Here is a 16555-nt window from a genome sequence, read left to right as displayed (position 1 = left end):
AAGACGAACGAGGGCGTGCGATTGCCGATCACCCGGCCTGCGGCACGCCCAGCGGAATCCGCGCATCGACCCGCGTGCCGTCGGCACCACTGTCGATGCGCAACTGCCCGCCCAGTGCTTCGATGCGTTCGCGCATGCCCGACAGGCCGTTGCCCGGCACGATCGCGCCGCCGCGACCGTCGTCGCTGACCTGCAGCCGGACCACGCCGCCCTCGCGCGAGAACTGCGCCCGTGCGCTGCGGGCGCGCGCATGGCGCTGCAGGTTGGTCACCGATTCGCGCAATGTCATCGCCAGGGCGGTTTCCACGGCGGGCGACAAGCCGGATTCGGCAATGCGCGCATCGAGGCTGTAGCCGAATGCAATCCCGCCGGTCTCCAGCAACAGGCGCGCGGACGCGAGTTCCGCCGCCAGACCTGCGGCGCGGATGCCGCTGACCGCCTGCCGCACCTGCGCCAGCGCATCGCGTGCGATACCGCCGACTTCGCCGATCTCTCGCTGCGCCCCATCGGGATCGCGCTCGACCAGCCGCGCGGCGAGATCGGCCTTCAAGGCAACCATCGACAGCGTCTGGCCGAGCAGATCGTGCAGGTCACGACCGATGCGTTCGCGTTCGCCGATCGCGGCCAGTCTGCGTACCTCCTCGTGCGAAAGCCGCAGTGCGGCGTCCTGCCGGTTCTTCAGACGCTCCACGTGCACGAGCAGCCCGATCATCACCGTCGTCACCGGCATCCACACCAGCGCCGCCCATGGATAGCCGAACACGCGCGCCCAGCCCAGCAGCGCCGCGTTGAGCACGATCAATGCGAGCACGTAACGCCAGACGGATGCATGCGACAGCGCGCCGAGAAACACGCAGCCGAATACGAAGTAGCTCAGGCTCGAGACGTACCAGGGCAGCAGGCCGAAGCACAGCGCGATCATGCCGAGCGCGCACCAGGGCGAGCGGCGCGCCGGCAGCAGCAGCGCGCCGGCAAACAGCGCGATGAAGACCGGATACGACAACAGGGTGAGCAGCAGCCAGCGCAGGTCGTAGCCATGCGGCGAGAACATCGGCACGACGAACACCCACACCGACCAGAGCACGTGGATGCCTTCGCTCCATGCAGGCCGGCCCTGGCGCTGCGCGCTGCCGATGATCGAATCCGGCGCGGGACGCAGGCCGGCGAAGTTGCGCATCGCCGGTGCGGTCGCATCGGTATGCATGTCGCGCAGCGCAGCCATCTCAGGTGTCCGCCGGAAGTGGCTGGTGCGCGCCGTGCCGATCCGCCTGCATCTCAGCGCAGTTCCACGTCATCGAGCGCGAAGGCGAACGTGCCCTCCGGCTGACCGGCGGTCCATGCGATGCCGCGGACCTGCGACAGGTCCGCGCCGGCGAATCCGCTGAGCGGCAGGCGCACTTCCGCCCACTCGCTGCCGGCCTCGAAAGCCTGCATCGCCGGCATTGAAGTCGGCGATGCACCGGAGAACAGCAGTGCGTTGTAGCGTCGACCATCGCCGCGCACGCGGAACACGAGTTCGCCGCGCGACGACAGATCCGCAGGCTGCATCGCCTGCGCGGCCGGGAAGAAGATCACGCCCGACCACGGAAACGCGAAGCCGGTCTTGATCTCGCCGGCGACCGACAGCGCGCCGGCCGAGCCGTTGGCGCCCCCTTCGATGCGAGCGTGCGCGACGGTCGACGCCCCGCCGGCCATCTGGTCGGTGGTCGGCGCCCAGCTGCCGAAGCCGGCGTCGAGCCCGGTCTCGAAATCGCTGATGCGGGTGTCGCCCGGCACGGCGCCAGCCGCAAGCGCAGCCGCAGGCTTGGTGCGTTCGACGCGCGCGCCGTTCTTCCACACGGTGTGGATGCGCCGGGTCGCGGTGATGTCGTCCAGCGGGTTGCCGTCGACCAGCACCAGGTCCGCGCGCAGGCCCGGCGCAATGCGGCCGCGATCGACGATGCCGAAGCGCGCGGCGGGAGCGGAGGTCGCCGCGACCAGTGCCTGACGCGGCGTCAGCCCGGCCTGCACCAGCAACGCGAGTTCGCCGTGCAGGCTTGCGCCCTGGGCGGTGCCGGCATTGGGTGCATCGCTGCCGGCGAGAATCGTCGCGCCCGCCGCGTGCAGGCGTCGCACGCTGTCGATCGCGTCGGCGAGGCGCTGCGGCTTCGGCGCGGTGGACATGCGCGCACCGAGGCTGTCGCGCTGTTCCGGCGTCAGCCACGGCGACAGCGCGGAATCCTGCGCGAGTGTCCGGCCTGCGTCGCTGCCGGCCACCGAGGCGATCACCACCAGCGTCGGCACGACGAACACATCGCGACGCGCGACATCGGCGACGAAGGCGTCGTCGACCACGGCATCGTCGGCCACGTGCACGAAGCCGTCGATGCCGGCGTCCAGCACCTCGCGGGCGCTGGCCTGCGTGGAGACGTGGGCGACGGCGATGCGATCGTGCGCATGCGCGGCATCGACGACCGCGCGCACCTGTGCGGCGTCGAGCGTGGGCAGTGTCCGACCGTTGGCGTAGCCGCTGAGGTCCTCGACGATCAGCTTGATGAAGTCGTCGCCCTCGGCCACGCGTGCGGCGATGAAGGCCGGAATGTCGGTATCGGCATCGACCGTCGGCACCGGGAATCCGTACTGCGTGCCGTGCCCGCCGGCCGCGGTGACCGCATAGCCCGCGGCCCACAGGTCGGCCTGCGCGCTCGGCGCGGTGGACTCGCGCTGCGCGCGCAGTGCCGACAGGCGTTCCGCCATGCCGTGCATGTCGAGCCCGGCGGTGACGCCGAAGCGCAGCATGTCCTGCTGCGCGTCGCCCCAGGCGTGCACGTGAGCATCGATCAGACCGGGCAGCAGTGTCTTGCCGTCAGCATCCACCACGGTGATGCCATCCGGCACCGCGACATCGGCGGCAACCGCTTCGATCAGCCCGTCGCGCACCAGCACCGTCCCGCGCTCGATGACCTCGACGCCATCGAAGATGCGTGCGTTGCGGATCGCGAACGTGCCGTCGGTTGCCGGCTTCGCGGTCGAATCCGTCGCCTGTTGCCGCCCCGCGACGGCCACCGCGACGCCAAGGACGGCGACCAGCGCCACCACTGCGGCCACAGCCGGCCAGCGCCGCTGGCGGTATCCATTTTCCTGTGTCATTGCGTTTCCCCAGAACGTGTAAGCGGATGATGTCAGACCGCGCGGGCGAGGCGGCGCAGCGCGAGCACGCAGCAGGCCACGGTCACGACGCACAGCACCAGCAGATGCAGCCACAGCGGCGTCGCACCCGCCTGCCCGGTGACGCCCAGCGCGATCTGCGCCAGATGCCAGGCCGGCCACAGCGGCGCGAGCTTGGCGAATATCCCGGGCAGCATCGACAGCGGCAGCCACAGGCCGGACAGGAAGGCCATCGGCAGGAACAGCAGGTTGACCCATGCCGGCGCCGCGTTCGCGCTGGCGATGCTGCCGAGCAGCAGGCCGATCGCGCAGAACGGCAGCGCGCCGAGCACGGTGATCGTCCACAGCAACGCCCATTGGCCCGATGCCAGCGACACGCCCCCGAACACCGTCGCCAGCGTCGCGAGTTCCAGCACGATGGCCAATGCGAACAGCATCGCGATCAGCAGCCGCGATACCAGCCACGCACTCGGCGGCGCCGGCAGCGCGCGACGCAGGGCGAAGAAGCCACGCTCGCGGTCGATCGACAGGGTGACCGCGAAGCCGAACAGGCCCGCGCCCATCGCACCGAACACGCCGTAGGTCGCCAGAAGATAGCGCGCCGCCTCGCTGCTGCCGCGCCCGCCGAGCAACAGGCCGAACATCACGTAGAACAGCGCCGGGAACAGCAGCGTCGGAATGATGTACATCGGCTCGCGCAGCAGTCGCAGCAGTTCGCAGCGCGTGTCGAGCAGGTAGCAGCGCCACAGGCTGACGTGCGCGCCGGGGTCGATCGTCCTGTCCATCACGCGGCCTCCTGCTTCGAACCGGCCATCACGTCGGCGGTCGTCGTCATCGCCACGAACGCCTCGGCGAGGCCGGCACGTTGCACCTCGAGATCGCCGAGCTGCGGATCGGCGTCCAGCAAGCGGCGCAGCACGGGTTCCACCCGATCGCACATGACCACCAAATGGCCATCGACCGTCTCCGCCCGGCGCACGCCCGGCCAGCTGGCCACGACGTCGAGCGGCACCGTGGTCGTGCAGCGGATGCGCCGCTGCGCGACCTGCGCGCGAATCTCTCCGACCGCACCGTCGGCGCGCACGCGTCCCGCATCGAGCACGACCACGCGATCGGCAAGCGCCTCGGCTTCTTCCAGGTAATGCGTGGTCAGCAGGATGCCGACGCCATCGGCGACCACGCTGCGGATCGCGCGCCACACCTGCTGGCGGGCACCGATGTCGAGACCGGTCGTAGGCTCGTCGAGGAACAGCAGCTTGGGGCGCCCGCACAACGCGAGCGCGAACTGCACGCGGCGCTGCTGGCCGCCCGACAGCCGGCCATAGCGCCGCTCGAGCAGCCCATCGAGTCCGGCGAGCGCGACGCAGTCGGCGACGCTGCGCGGCGCCCGATACCAGCTGCGGGTCAGCGCCAGCAGTTCGCCGACCCGCAAACGCTCCGGCAACTGCGCCTGCTGCAGCATCACGCCGATGTGCCGGCGCGCTTCGAGATCGGATGGATGCCGCCCGAGCAGCATGACTTCGCCGGTATCGGCCGGCTGCAGGCCGAGCAGGATCTCGATCGCGGTGGTCTTGCCGGCGCCGTTGACGCCGAGCAGCGCGGTCACCTGGCCGGCAGGCAGCGCGAGATCCACGCCGTCGAGGGCCTGCACGGCGCCGCGGCGGCGCCGTACGCCACGCAGGGTGGCCAACGGCGCAGGCGTCGCTCTCAAAGGGTCTGCACTGAACGGGACTGGGCGCATCTTGGTTCCTCCGGGTTGCGGGCAGTCTCGGCCGGCGCGCGCCGTGCGGTCAGTCGCAGGCGTCATCCACCGCATGTGACACACGTCAGGTGACCGCCGTGCCCGATGCGCGCAGACTCGGCTCGGCCCGCCATTACGGGCTCGTCGTTGGGCGCCCCGTCGGAAACTGACTTCCGGCAGGTTGGATCGCCCAACCCCCGCGGTCACACTCCCGCCTGTCGTCACGTCCTGCTTTCCATGGAACCCATGAATACCAAGGCCGACCTGCTCAACGAACTCCGCATCGACCGCAAGGCGCCGCCCGAGCCGCCACGGCGGCGCGGCCTGTGGATCGCCATCGCAGTCATCGTGCTGCTGCTCCTGGTGGTTGCCGGCTGGGCGCTGTTCGGGCGGGATGGCGGCGTCGAGGTGCGCACCGCGCCGGTCGTGGCGATCAGCGCGGGCGGCGCGAACGCCTCGGTGCTCGACGCGACCGGCTACGTCGTCGCCCGGCGCACCGCGACCGTGTCGTCGAAGATCACCGGCCGCGTGCGCGAGGTGCTGATCGAGGAAGGCCAGCGCGTCGAGGCCGGTGACATCATGGCCACGCTCGATCCGATCGACGCCGATGCCCAGCGCAGCCTGTCGGCCTCGCAGCTCGACGCCGCGCGCAGCCAGACCGGCAGCCTGCAGGCCCAGCTGGCCCAGGCCGAGGCCGACGCCGCCCGCCTGCAGGAGCTGGTCGGCCAGCAGCTGGTATCGCGCTCGCAGTACGACCAGGCCATTGCCCAGCGCGACGCCCTGCGCGCCCAGCTGGGCAGCGCGCAGCGCAATGTCCAGGTGGCCTCCGCCTCGCTGGCGATCGCCGACCTGGGGGTCGACAACACCGTCGTGCGTGCGCCATTCGCAGGCGTGGTCACCGCCAAGGCTGCCCAGCCGGGCGAGATCGTCTCGCCGCTGTCGGCCGGTGGCGGCTTCACCCGCACCGGCATCGGCACCATCGTCGACATGGACTCGCTGGAGATCGAAGTGGATGTCGGCGAGGCCTTCATCGGCCGCGTGCAGCCGGGGATGCCGGTCGAGGCGACGCTAAATGCCTATCCCGACTGGAAAATCCCGGCCGAGGTCATCGCGATCATTCCGGCCGCCGACCGCGGCAAGGCGACGGTCAAGGTGCGCATCGCGATCCGGGAAAAGGACGCGCGGATCGTGCCGGACATGGGCGTACGCGTGAGCTTCCTCGAGGCGCCGGCGGCGGAAGGCGCGCAGCAGCCGCGCGGCGTGCGGGTGCCTGGCGCGGCCATCGTGCAGCGCGACGGCGCCGATGTGGCCTTCGTGCTCGGCGAAGACGACACCGTCGCGCAGCGCGAGCTGCAGACCGGCATCGCGCTCGGCAATGACCGCCAGGTGCTGTCGGGCGTCGCTGCCGGCGAGACCGTCGTGCTCGATCCACCCGCGACGCTCGCCGATGGCGCCAAGGTCCGCATGGCGCCGTCCGGGGACGATGCCCGATGACCGCGTGCCGCTGCGCCCTCGCCGGCGGCGGCGCACACCACTGATCCTGACCCCTCCGTGCTGCCACGCGCAGCACGCGGCCACCACCTGCCGGAGTGCCCAATGTCGTCCCTCGTCAGCATCCGCAACCTGCACAAGATCTACCAGCGTGGCCCGGAGAAGGTCGAGGTGCTGCACGGCATCGACCTGGAGATTCCGCGCGGAGATTTCGTTGCGCTGATGGGCCCGTCGGGCTCGGGCAAGACCACGCTGCTCAACCTGATCGGCGGACTCGACACACCCACGTCGGGCGAGATCGAGATCGAGGGCGAGCGCATCGACCGGATGAGCGGTGGGCAGCTGGCGAACTGGCGCAGCCGCCACGTGGGCTTCGTGTTCCAGTTCTACAACCTGATGCCGATGCTCAACGCGCAGAAGAACGTCGAACTGCCGCTGCTGCTCACCACGCTCGGCGCGGCGCAGCGCAGGCGCAATGCCGAAATCGCGCTGACGCTCGTCGGCCTGGCCGACCGCCGCAACCACAAGCCCAATGAACTGTCGGGCGGCCAACAGCAACGCGTGGCGATCGCACGCGCGATCGTGTCCGATCCGACCTTCCTGATCTGCGACGAGCCCACCGGCGATCTGGACCGGCAGAGCGCCGAGGAAATCCTCGGCCTGCTGCAGGAACTCAACAGCGTGCACGGCAAGACCATCGTCATGGTGACCCACGACCCCAAGGCCGCCGAATACGCCACCCACACGATCCATCTCGACAAGGGCGAGCTGGTCGACCTGCCGCTCGCCACGCACTGACCCGCGGCCCTCCGGAGACGGCACCATGAAATACCTGTCGCTGGTGTGGGCCCAGCTGTTCCGCAGCAAGACGCGGACGCTGCTGACCCTGCTGTCGGTGATCGCAGCCTTCCTGCTGTTCGGCATGCTCGATTCGGTGCGCGTGGCCTTCAATGCGGGCGGCAGCGTCGACGGGGCCAACCGGCTGATCGTCGCGTCACGGCTGTCGATCACGCAGTCGCTGCCGGTACGCCTGCAGGCGGAGATCGAGACGATCCCCGGGGTGCAGCAGGTGACGTATGCGATGTGGTTCGGCGGGATCTACCAGGACCAGCGCAACTTCTTCCCCAACTTTTCCGTCGCGCCGAACTTCTTCGACGTCTACGGCGAGTACGAGGTGCCACCCGACCAGCTGCAGGCCTTTCGCGACACGCGCAATGGCGCGGCGGTCGGCGAATCGCTGGCGAAGAAGTTCGGCTGGAAGATCGGCGACACCATCCCGCTGCAGGCGACGATCTTTCCGCGGGGCGGCAGCAATGACTGGCCGCTGGAACTCAAGGCGATCTTCCGCGCGAAGGACCGCAGCAATGTCGGCGCGGAGAACCAGCTGCTGATGAACTGGACCTACTTCGACGAATCCAACGACTTCATCAAGAACCAGGTCAGCTGGTTCACCGTGCAGCTCGCCAATGCCGACCAGGCTTCGCGCGTGGCCCAGGCGATCGATGCGATCTCGGCCAACTCCGACCGCGAGACCAAGTCGCAGACCGAGTCGGCGTTCCAGCAGGCCTTCGCCAAACAGTTCGCCGACATCGGCCTGATCGTCACCGCGATCATGGGCGCGGTGTTCTTCACCCTGCTGCTGCTCACGGGCAACACCATGGCGCAGGCGGTGCGTGAGCGCGTTCCCGAACTCGCCACGCTCAAGACCCTCGGCTTCACCGACGGCACCGTGCTGGCGCTGGTGATGGTGGAGTCGGTGCTGCTGGTCGTGATCGGCGGCCTGGTCGGCCTGGGCCTGGCGGCGGCGATCATGCCGGGCGTCAGCGCCGCGAGCGGCGGCGTGATCTCGCTGCCCACCGTGCCGCTGCAGACCTGGCTGATCGGACTCGGCCTGATGGTCGGCATCGGCATCATCGTCGGCGTGCTGCCCGCATTGCGCGCGCGGCGGTTGAAGATCGTCGATGCGCTGGCCGGGCGCTGACGGCATGGCCACCTCGTCATTCCACTGCATGAAGAACCGGACCGGACCGACATGAAAAGCCCGTGGCTGTGGAACCTGCTGTCGATCGTCGCGCTCGTGGTCGGCCTCGTGATCTGGGTGCTGCTGCCGTGGTTCGGCGTGCTCGGAATCGCGGTCGCCATCGCGCTGTGGCTGACGCTGACGCGCGGCGGCCGGCTTGCGCTGGCCGCGGCGCGCATCGGCATCGGCAGCCTGCCGCAGCGCTGGGGCGCTTCCTCGGTGATCGTGGTCGGCATCGCCGGCGTCGTCGGCGTGCTGGTGGCGATGCTGGCGATGGGCGCGGGCTTCAAGGCCACGCTCGACAGCACCGGCGACGACACCTCGGCGATCGTTCTGCGCGGCGGCTCGCAGGCCGAGACCAACTCGGTGATCACCCGCGACCAGGTGCCGCTGATCGGCACGCTGGCAGGCATCGCCCGCGATGCGCAGGGCCGGCCGCTGCTGTCGCCCGAGCTGTCGCAGGTGGTCAACCTCCCGTCGAAGGCCGATGGCAGCGACGTCAACGCGCAGTTCCGGGGCGTCGGCGAACTCGCCTGGGCGGTGCATGACAAGGTGCGGCTGATCGAGGGTCGCAGGTTCGCGCCGGGCCTGCGCGAGATCGTCGTCGGCCAGGGCGCCCGCAGCCAGTTCCGGGGCCTGGATGTCGGCAAGACGCTCGCGCTGGGCAACCAGCAATGGACGATCGTCGGCGTGTTCGCCTCCGGCGACGCGCACGATTCGGAACTGTGGACCGATGCCGAGACGCTGGCCTCGACCTACAACCGCAGCTCCTACCAGTCGATCACCGTGCGCACCGACGGCACCGCGGGGTTCACCGCGTTCAAGGCCGCGATGGATGCGGACCCGCGCCTGAAACTCGACGTGTCGACGACACGCGCCTACTACGGCAAGCAGTCCGGCCAACTGGCAACGCTGATCAACGTGCTGGGCACGGTGATCGGCGCGATCATGGCGGTCGGCGCGGTGTTCGGCGCCCTCAACACCATGTATGCCGCCGTGGCCGGCCGTGCACGCGAGATCGCGACGATGCGCGCGATCGGCTTCCGCGGCCTGCCGGTCGTCGTCGCGGTGATGCTGGAGACGATGTTGCTGGCCCTGCTCGGCGGCCTGCTCGGCGGTCTGCTCGCGTGGACCATCTTCAACGGCTACAGCGTCAGCACGCTCGGCAGCAACTTCAGCCAGGTGGTCTTCCAGTTCAAGGTCTCGCCGGAACTGCTGTGGAATGGACTGAAGTGGGCGCTTGGCATCGGCCTCGTCGGCGGCCTGTTCCCGGCGCTGCGAGCCGCCCGGCTCCCGGTCACCGTGGCCCTGCGCGCGACATGAGCGCCGCATCGCCCGAGACGCTGTCGAACGCGGAGATCGCCCGCGAGATCCAGTCCCTGCAGGCGCGTGCGTTCGAGCGCTACGAGGACGCGGCGCTGCAGGCGGAGGCCGACCCCGGCCGCGCGGAACTGATCTACGCGAAGGCCGAGCGCGACACCGCGCCCTGGATCGCGCGTGCCAGCGCGCTCAACGACGAACGCGTGGCGCGCTATCGCCGGCGCGCGAGGCGCTGGCGCAACGCGGCGCTGGCGATGGGCGCGGTCGGCGCCCTCGTGATCGTCTGGATGCTGTCGCTCGCGGCCTGATGCGACGCCGTGAAGCCGGCGCACGTGCAGGTGCGCTGTCCGCGCACACGCAGCGATCGCCCGCGGTCAGGCCTCGCGATCCAGCAGCCCCTCCGCCATCGCGCGCCGCAGGTCATCGGGCGTGTCGATGTCCAGGGCCAGCGACGGCGCCTGCAGCCGGAACAACTCGTCCTCCGGCAACGCGGCGAGCAGTGCGCTGAATCCACGATCACCTTCCAGGGCATCCACCTGCGCGAACAACGCGTGGGACAGCACTGCCGGCGCGCCCGGCCGCTCGCCATGCATCACCGCAGCGCATCCCGAGCGTGCGCTGCGCGCGCCGTCGAGCAGCGCACGCAGGTGCAGCGCGTTGAGCGCGGGCTGATCGACCCCGGTGACCAGCACCGGGCCGCGATGCGCGTGCAGCGCGCGCGCCGCCGCCATCAGGCTGGCCGCCAGTCCTGCGCTCCAGTCGTCGACGACATGCAGCTCCATGCGCGCGTGCAGCGGCGGCGGAAGCTCGGCGGCAATGGCCGCGTGACACGCGCCGAGCATCACCAGCAGTCGGCACGGCCGGGTTTCCGCGGCGAGCCGCACGACCCGCGCGACCAGAGGTTCGCCACCCTGTCGCAGCAGCTGCTTGGGCCGTCCGAGCCGGGCACTGCCGCCGGCCGCGAGCACGATCGCCGCATGCGACGAGCTCGGTGGGCCGACCCCCGGATCCGGAAGGAACGATGCGCGCATGGGTGCATCCTGCCAGACCGCCCAGCCTGCGCTCGTGCAAAGCCGGCAGGCGGCCCTCAGGCCTGCTGCGCGACGATCCGGCGCCGCGAGCGCAGGTAGCCGTCGACGGCGAACACCGCCAGGCCTGCCCAGATGAAACCGAAGCCTGCCGCGCGATCGATGCCGAAGGCCTCGCCGAAGAAGAACACCCCCAGCAGCAGCTGCAGCGTCGGGCCGATGTACTGCAGCAGCCCCACGACCGTCAGCGGCACGCGCCGCACCGCATAGGCGAAGCAGATCAGCGGGATCGCGGTCAGCGCGCCGCCCAGCACCAGCAGCACATCGGTCCAGCCGCCCCAACGCAGAGAGAAGAAGCCGCCACCGCCCTGGCTTTCGAACCACGCCAGCGCGAGCACCGCCGGTCCGAACACGAACAGGTTCTCGACCCCGAGCCCCTGGACCGCCTCCACGGCAGCGAACTTGCGGATCAGCCCGTACAGCGCGAACGAACCGGCCAGGCACAACGCGATCCAGGGAAAACTGCCGTAATTGAATGTCAGCCACGCCACCCCGCCCGCCGCCAGCGCGACCGCCACCCACTGCGCCACCGACAGCCGCTCGCGCAGGAACACCACGCCGATGACGACGTTGAGCAGTGGATTGATGAAGTAGCCCAGGCTCGTCTCGACGACGTGGCCGCTGTTGACCGCCCACACGTACAGCGCCCAGTTCGCCGCGATCAGAGTGCCCGATATCGCCAGCATGCCGGCGAGCCTGGGCTGGGCGAGGATCTCGCGCAGCCAGCCGCGGCCCTGGCGGATGGTGAGGAAGGCGGCGACGAGAATCGCGCACCAGATCGAGCGGTGCAGCACGATCTGCAGCGACGGGACATGCTTGAGCAGATGCCAGTACAGCGGCATCAGGCCCCAGATGACGAAGGCGGCAACCGCGATCCATACGCCGCGGCGGCTCTGCGCGGCGTCGATCAAGACCGGTCCCCAGCGGCCGCGGGCACCGGCACCGGTTTGCGCGCACGCGCGCGGCCCAGCGTGATCGCGACCACCGCGACCAGAATCACCACCATCGCGCCGATGTCGTTGACCTGGAAGCGCTCGTTCGCGAGCCATGCACCCAGCAGCACCGCGATCGCCGGGTTGACGTAGGCGTAGCTGCCGGCGAGTGTCGGGCGCACGTTGTGCAGCAGCCAGACATAGGCGGTGAACCCGATGATCGAGCCGAACGAGGTCAGGTAGGCCACCGACAGCGTGCCCTTGAGCGTAGGCAGCTCGGTGAAGCGTTCGCCGACCAGCAGCCCGGCCACGAGAATGATCACGCCGCCGGCGAGCATCTGCGACGCAGCCGCCATGAAGGGTGACGGCAGGTCCCGACCCCGGCTCCATACCGAACCGAAGGCCCAGGCCAGTGGCGCGATCAGCAATGCGATCAGCCCCGTCGGCGTCGCGGTCAGCGAGCTGCCGGCGTTGAGCCACAGCACCCCGGCGAAGCCGACCGCCAGGCCAGCCCATTCGATGCGCGAAGGCCGGTCGCCGCGGATCGCCGCGAACAGGGCGATCCAGATCGGCGCCGAGGCCACTGCAACCGCGGCCAGTCCCGACGACACACTCTGCTCGGCGATGCAGACCAGGCCATTGCCCAGACCCAGCAGCAGCACGCCCATCGCGAGCACGTTGGGCCACTGCGCGCGGGTCGGCGCCGGCACGCCGCGCAGGCGCAGCGCGGCATACATCAGCCCGCCGGCGGCGATGAAGCGCAGGCCCGCCATCAGCAGCGGCGGATAGCCACCTTCGAGCGCGAAGCGGATCGCGAGATAGGTCGACCCCCAGACGAGATAGACGGCCATCAGCGCCAGCGCGATGGCCAGGACGGAGGCGGGACGCGACACCGGCGCGACGCTCATGGGAATTCCGCGAAAGGAGATGGGCAGCCGCGAATGCGGGTGCGGAATTCTACGCCCGCACGCCGTTGCACGGCTGGAACGGTGGCATTGCATCGCCCCCGCCTTAGGTGTCCGCCGTAGGCCTGCCGCCACTGGAGGCCGCTCGCATGGCGTTTCGGCTCATACGCCCCGAGGGGCGATCGGAAAGCCCGTGAGCTCGGTGCAGGTTGACACGTGGCGGCCCGGGCCGGACACGATCCACGGGGGACGAAGCGTCTGCTCGCCCGACACCACCCACGCGTCGCGAACCCGGCGAAGGTTCGAGCTGGCTTCCCGCATGCACGAGAGCCCCGCCGCCTGCGCATGGCGGGCGGTCCTGCGGTCCACGCCCCGGTTCGAGGATGACACCGGCGCTTTTCGGGCAAGAAAAAAACCGCTGCGATCGCCCGCAGCGGTTTTCGTGGGCAGAACCGTCAGCCGATCAGCGCGCCCAGCGGCCCGGCGCGGTCGATACCGGCAACACGGCGGCCGAGAGGGCGCGGTCGGCGTTGAGCAGGCGGACCGCGTCGGCGAGGATCGCCGCCGCCTCCCGCAGCAACGGATCGGGGCGATCTTCGGCAGCCTGTTCCAGCCGGGCCTGCTGGGCGATCGCACGCTCGCTGGCCTGCAGGCCGTCGTCGTCGGAATCCTCGGCCAGCGGGTCGAGTTCGAGGCCGAGCGCGATGCGCTCTTCCTGACGCACCCGGCGCTTCTCGGACTGGCGATCCCGCTCGGCGCGGCGCTCATCCATGTTCAGCGAGACGTACTTCTTCTCGCGCTCGGCGCGGAACTCGGCAATGTCCTCGGCCCACCAGGTGAACTCCTTGTCCGTGGCGACGCGCGCCTCGTGCAGCTGCTCGAGGCGCGGCAGCAGCGGACTGAAGTCGCCGTACTGGATATGCGGCACCGCGGCGATCCGCGTCCACGGCAATGCGTTGTCGTAGGTGCTCTCGCCGAACTCGGTGGCATCGACGGTGACCGGGAAATGGATGTCCGGCTCCACGCCCTTGTTCTGCGTGCTGCTGCCGCCGGGCAGGAAGAACTGCGCGATCGTCAGCTTGACCTGGCCGTAGCGCTTGGACTCGTTGGCCGGCCAGCGATCGAGATCCACCAGGTTCTGCACGGTGCCCTTGCCGAACGTGGTCTCGCCGATGATCAGGCCTCGACCGTAGTCCTGGATGGCGCCGGCGACGATCTCCGATGCGGAAGCCGAACCGCGGTTGATCAGCACCGCGAGCGGGCCGTCCCAGGCCACGCCCGGATCGCGGTCGCCCTGCACGCCGACCCGGCCGCCGGACTCGCGCACCTGCACGACCGGCCCCTGGTCGATGAACAGACCGGTGAGCTCGACCGCCTCGTTGAGCGAACCGCCACCGTTGTTGCGCAGGTCCAGGACCACGCCGTCGACCTTCTCGGCCTTGAACTGTTCGAGCAGGCGCGCGACGTCGCGGGTCGCCGAGGCGTACTCGCCATCCCGGTTCCGGCGACCCTCGAAATCCTGGTAGAACGCCGGCAGCTTGATCACGCCGATCTTCTTGTCGCGGCCGCCGGGCACGTCGGCCGGCAGGGTCAGCGTCTCGCCCTTCGCGGCCTGTTCCTCGAGGCGCACGCGCGCGCGCGTCAGGGTGATGCGCACCGGTTCACTGTCGAGCGTGGCCTCGGCCGGGACCACGTCCAGGCGCACCTGGGTGTCCTTCGGGCCCTTGATCTTCTCGACCACGTCGTCGATGCGCCAGCCGATCACGTCCTCCATCGGCCCGTCGGTGCCCTGGCCGACGCCGACGATGCGATCGCCGGGCTTGAAGCGGTTGCTCAACGCCGCGGGGCCGCCGGCGATGACCTCGCGGATCACGACCACGTCGTCCTGCTTCTGCAGCTGCGCGCCGATGCCTTCGAGCGACAGCGACATGCTCTGGTTGAACAGGCGTGCGGCGCGCGGATTGAAGTAGTCGGTGTGCGGATCGATCGAGCCGGTGTAGGCATTGAGGAAGCTGCTGAAGGCATCCTCGTCGTTGAGCGACGCAACCGTGTTGGCGGTGTTGAGGTAGCGACGGTCGAGCGTCTTGCGGATCTCGTCGGGGGACTTGCCCGCAAGCTCCAGGCGCAGCCAGTCGTTGCGCACGGACTGCCGCCACAGGGCGTCGAGCTCATTCGTGTCGGCGGCCCAGGCGGCGTCCTCGCGGTCGTACTCCCAGCGGTCCTTGCCGCTGAAATCGAAGATGTCCTGCTTGAGCAGCTCGCGCGCGTGGGCGATGCGCTCGGCGACACGCTGCTTGTAGAGCGCGAAGATCTCCAGCGCAGGCGCCACATTGCCGTCGCGGACCGCCGCGCCCATGCCCGCCCGCAGCGGCTCGAAGCGGGCGATGTCCTGCTGGGTGAAGAACAGCTTTCCGCCGTCGAGATTCTCGAAATAGCGGTCGAAGATCTCACCCGAGAGGCTCTCGTCGAGCGCGCGCGGACGATAAGCGTACCGGCTGTCGGAGAGCAGGCCGTACACCAGCTTCGACGCGGCCACCTGGTCGACATTGGGGGCGGTCGCCGGCACGTTGGCGACGGCATCGGGCCGCGCCATCAACGCAAGCGGCACCGCCAGCGCGAGGGCGATCAGGGAGCCGGAAACGACTCGGGAAACTTTCATGCAGGGTCCTGGTTGCGGATGCGCTCATCATGCGACATGCATTCGAGCCTGTCGCGTGAACAGACGCGTCGACAGTGCCGAAAGTTGCATGTACGGCGCCCATCCATGGAAGACCGCGACGGCGAACTGTCGTTACGTTCAGCGCACGGTGAACCGTGGCGCACGCGAACTGCGTGAGCGAAGAATGATCTACGTGTTAACGCGGGAAGGAGCCTCAGGCAGCGACGCCGGCTTCCATCGCCTGGCGGTCGGCGTGGTACGACGAACGCACCAGCGGGCCGGAGGCCACGTGCTGGAAGCCGAGCGCCATGCCGAAGTCCTCGAGCGCCTTGAACTCCTCGGGAGTCCAGTAGCGCAGCACCGGGTGATGGTGGGACGAGGGCTGCAGGTACTGGCCGATCGTGACCATTTCGACGTCGTGCGCGCGCAGGTCGCGCAGGGTGCCCTGCACCTGCTCCATGGTCTCGCCGAGGCCGAGCATGATGCCGGACTTGGTCGGCACGCCCGGATGCTGGGCCTTGAACTTCTTCAGCAGGTCGAGCGACCACTGGTAGTCCGCGCCCGGGCGCACGTTGCGGTAGAGATCGGGCACCGTCTCGACGTTGTGGTTGAACACGTCGGGCGGATCGGACCTGAGGATCTCCAACGCGCGCTCCATCCGGCCCTTGCCGCGGAAGTCCGGCGTGAGGATCTCGATGCGGATGGCCGGCGACTGCGCGCGCACCTCGCGGATGCAGTCGACAAAATGCTGGGCGCCGCCGTCGCGCAGGTCATCGCGGTCGACCGAGGTGATCACGACGTATTTCAGGCCCATGTCGGCGATCGTCGCCGCAAGCTTCAGCGGCTCGGCGGCATCGGGCGGCTTCGGCCGGCCGTGGGCGACGTCGCAGAACGAGCAGCGGCGGGTGCAGACCTCGCCGAGGATCATGAAGGTGGCGGTGCCGTGGCCGAAGCACTCGTGGATGTTCGGGCAGCTGGCTTCTTCGCAGACCGTGACCAGGCGGTTCTCGCGCAGCTTGGCCTTCAGCGCCGCGACCGCGCCGTTGGATGGAATGCGCACGCGGATCCACGATGGCTTGCGCAGCACCGGTGCCTCCGCGAACTGCACCGGCGAGCGCGCGATCTTGTCGCCCGCGACCTGCTTGACGCCGGTCTGCAACGGAGCGGCCGGCGGTGCGGACACCACCTGCAGCGGAATCGATTTGTCGGCAGTCTGGGTCATGACGGGCTCACGCGAAGCAGGCGGCCATTG

At 69.6% G+C, this 16555-nt stretch carries 14 protein-coding genes; 5 read left to right on the top strand and 9 right to left on the bottom strand.

What is annotated here, in order from left to right:
- Positions 1-28 precede the first annotated feature (28 nt).
- Genes CNR27_RS04595 through CNR27_RS04580 form a run of 4 tightly spaced genes read right to left on the bottom strand, consistent with a single transcriptional unit; the run spans position 29 to position 4858 of the window.
- A complete protein-coding gene (locus CNR27_RS04595) occupies positions 29-1222 on the bottom strand; it encodes a sensor histidine kinase (RefSeq protein WP_245815749.1) in 1194 nt (397 codons plus the stop codon).
- Between the two features lie 53 nt (positions 1223-1275).
- Positions 1276-3129, bottom strand: coding sequence for a CIA30 family protein (locus tag CNR27_RS04590; RefSeq protein ID WP_096297140.1), 1854 nt, complete (start codon positions 3127-3129; stop codon positions 1276-1278).
- A gap of 32 nt (positions 3130-3161) precedes the next feature.
- Entirely contained in the window at positions 3162-3932 is a 771-nt protein-coding gene (locus CNR27_RS04585; RefSeq protein WP_096297139.1) for an ABC transporter permease, read from the bottom strand.
- Positions 3932-4858, bottom strand: a complete 927-nt coding sequence (locus tag CNR27_RS04580; RefSeq protein ID WP_425435482.1) for an ABC transporter ATP-binding protein — start codon at positions 4856-4858, stop codon at positions 3932-3934. Before CNR27_RS04580 ends, CNR27_RS04585 begins: the two co-directional genes overlap by 1 nt.
- 276 nt (positions 4859-5134) lie before the next feature.
- Here CNR27_RS04580 and CNR27_RS04575 point away from each other — a divergent pair, with 276 nt between their 5' ends.
- The 5 genes from CNR27_RS04575 (at position 5135) to CNR27_RS04555 (ending at position 10027) form a co-directional block, all read left to right on the top strand.
- A complete protein-coding gene (locus CNR27_RS04575; RefSeq protein WP_096297137.1) occupies positions 5135-6382 on the top strand; it encodes an efflux RND transporter periplasmic adaptor subunit in 1248 nt (415 codons plus the stop codon).
- Between the two features lie 102 nt (positions 6383-6484).
- A complete protein-coding gene (locus tag CNR27_RS04570) occupies positions 6485-7177 on the top strand; it encodes an ABC transporter ATP-binding protein (RefSeq protein ID WP_096297136.1) in 693 nt (230 codons plus the stop codon).
- A gap of 25 nt (positions 7178-7202) precedes the next feature.
- Complete coding sequence (locus CNR27_RS04565) at positions 7203-8360, top strand: ABC transporter permease (RefSeq protein WP_096297135.1); 1158 nt, start codon at positions 7203-7205, stop codon at positions 8358-8360.
- Between the two features lie 51 nt (positions 8361-8411).
- The gene (locus CNR27_RS04560) at positions 8412-9722 is read left to right on the top strand and encodes an ABC transporter permease (RefSeq protein WP_096297134.1); all 1311 of its coding nucleotides are present in this window, start codon (positions 8412-8414) and stop codon (positions 9720-9722) included.
- Positions 9719-10027, top strand: coding sequence for a hypothetical protein (locus tag CNR27_RS04555; protein ID WP_096297133.1), 309 nt, complete (start codon positions 9719-9721; stop codon positions 10025-10027). The genes CNR27_RS04560 and CNR27_RS04555 overlap by 4 nt, the downstream gene beginning before the upstream one ends.
- A gap of 66 nt (positions 10028-10093) precedes the next feature.
- Here the strand turns inward: CNR27_RS04555 and CNR27_RS04550 are convergent, their stop codons facing one another.
- The 5 genes from CNR27_RS04550 to lipA all read right to left on the bottom strand — a co-directional run bounded on the left by CNR27_RS04550 (position 10094) and on the right by lipA (position 16525).
- On the bottom strand, positions 10094-10750 hold the full coding sequence (locus CNR27_RS04550) for a nucleotidyltransferase family protein (protein WP_096297132.1): 657 nt from the start codon (positions 10748-10750) through the stop codon (positions 10094-10096).
- Positions 10751-10806: 56 nt separating this feature from the next.
- Positions 10807-11715: an EamA family transporter RarD gene (gene rarD, locus CNR27_RS04545; protein WP_425435507.1), complete on the bottom strand. Its 909-nt coding sequence runs from the start codon at positions 11713-11715 to the stop codon at positions 10807-10809.
- Positions 11715-12647, bottom strand: coding sequence for a drug/metabolite exporter YedA (gene yedA / locus CNR27_RS04540; protein WP_096297131.1), 933 nt, complete (start codon positions 12645-12647; stop codon positions 11715-11717). Before yedA ends, rarD begins: the two co-directional genes overlap by 1 nt.
- A 460-nt stretch (positions 12648-13107) precedes the next feature.
- A complete protein-coding gene (locus CNR27_RS04535) occupies positions 13108-15303 on the bottom strand; it encodes a carboxy terminal-processing peptidase (protein WP_096297130.1) in 2196 nt (731 codons plus the stop codon).
- 214 nt (positions 15304-15517) lie between these two features.
- A complete protein-coding gene (gene lipA / locus CNR27_RS04530; RefSeq protein ID WP_096297129.1) occupies positions 15518-16525 on the bottom strand; it encodes a lipoyl synthase in 1008 nt (335 codons plus the stop codon).
- Positions 16526-16555 lie beyond the last annotated feature (30 nt).

Source organism: Luteimonas chenhongjianii, assembly GCF_002327105.1.
Classification (GTDB): Bacteria; Pseudomonadota; Gammaproteobacteria; order Xanthomonadales; family Xanthomonadaceae; genus Luteimonas; species Luteimonas chenhongjianii.
Note: the sequence above shows the minus strand (reverse complement) of the source record. Positions and strands in the feature narration are given on the sequence as shown.

Bases quoted from the DNA above. Each gene is read 5' to 3' on its own strand.
- CNR27_RS04595 (WP_245815749.1), bottom strand. From the start codon at position 1,222: ATGGCTGCGCTGCGCGACATGCATACCGATGCGACCGCACCGGCGATG.
- CNR27_RS04590 (WP_096297140.1), bottom strand. From the start codon at position 3,129: ATGACACAGGAAAATGGATACCGCCAGCGGCGCTGGCCGGCTGTGGCC.
- CNR27_RS04585 (WP_096297139.1), bottom strand. From the start codon at position 3,932: ATGGACAGGACGATCGACCCCGGCGCGCACGTCAGCCTGTGGCGCTGC.
- CNR27_RS04575 (WP_096297137.1), top strand. From the start codon at position 5,135: ATGAATACCAAGGCCGACCTGCTCAACGAACTCCGCATCGACCGCAAG.
- CNR27_RS04570 (WP_096297136.1), top strand. From the start codon at position 6,485: ATGTCGTCCCTCGTCAGCATCCGCAACCTGCACAAGATCTACCAGCGT.
- CNR27_RS04565 (WP_096297135.1), top strand. From the start codon at position 7,203: ATGAAATACCTGTCGCTGGTGTGGGCCCAGCTGTTCCGCAGCAAGACG.
- CNR27_RS04560 (WP_096297134.1), top strand. From the start codon at position 8,412: ATGAAAAGCCCGTGGCTGTGGAACCTGCTGTCGATCGTCGCGCTCGTG.
- CNR27_RS04555 (WP_096297133.1), top strand. From the start codon at position 9,719: ATGAGCGCCGCATCGCCCGAGACGCTGTCGAACGCGGAGATCGCCCGC.
- CNR27_RS04550 (WP_096297132.1), bottom strand. From the start codon at position 10,750: ATGCGCGCATCGTTCCTTCCGGATCCGGGGGTCGGCCCACCGAGCTCG.
- yedA (WP_096297131.1), bottom strand. From the start codon at position 12,647: ATGAGCGTCGCGCCGGTGTCGCGTCCCGCCTCCGTCCTGGCCATCGCG.
- CNR27_RS04535 (WP_096297130.1), bottom strand. From the start codon at position 15,303: ATGAAAGTTTCCCGAGTCGTTTCCGGCTCCCTGATCGCCCTCGCGCTG.
- lipA (WP_096297129.1), bottom strand. From the start codon at position 16,525: ATGACCCAGACTGCCGACAAATCGATTCCGCTGCAGGTGGTGTCCGCA.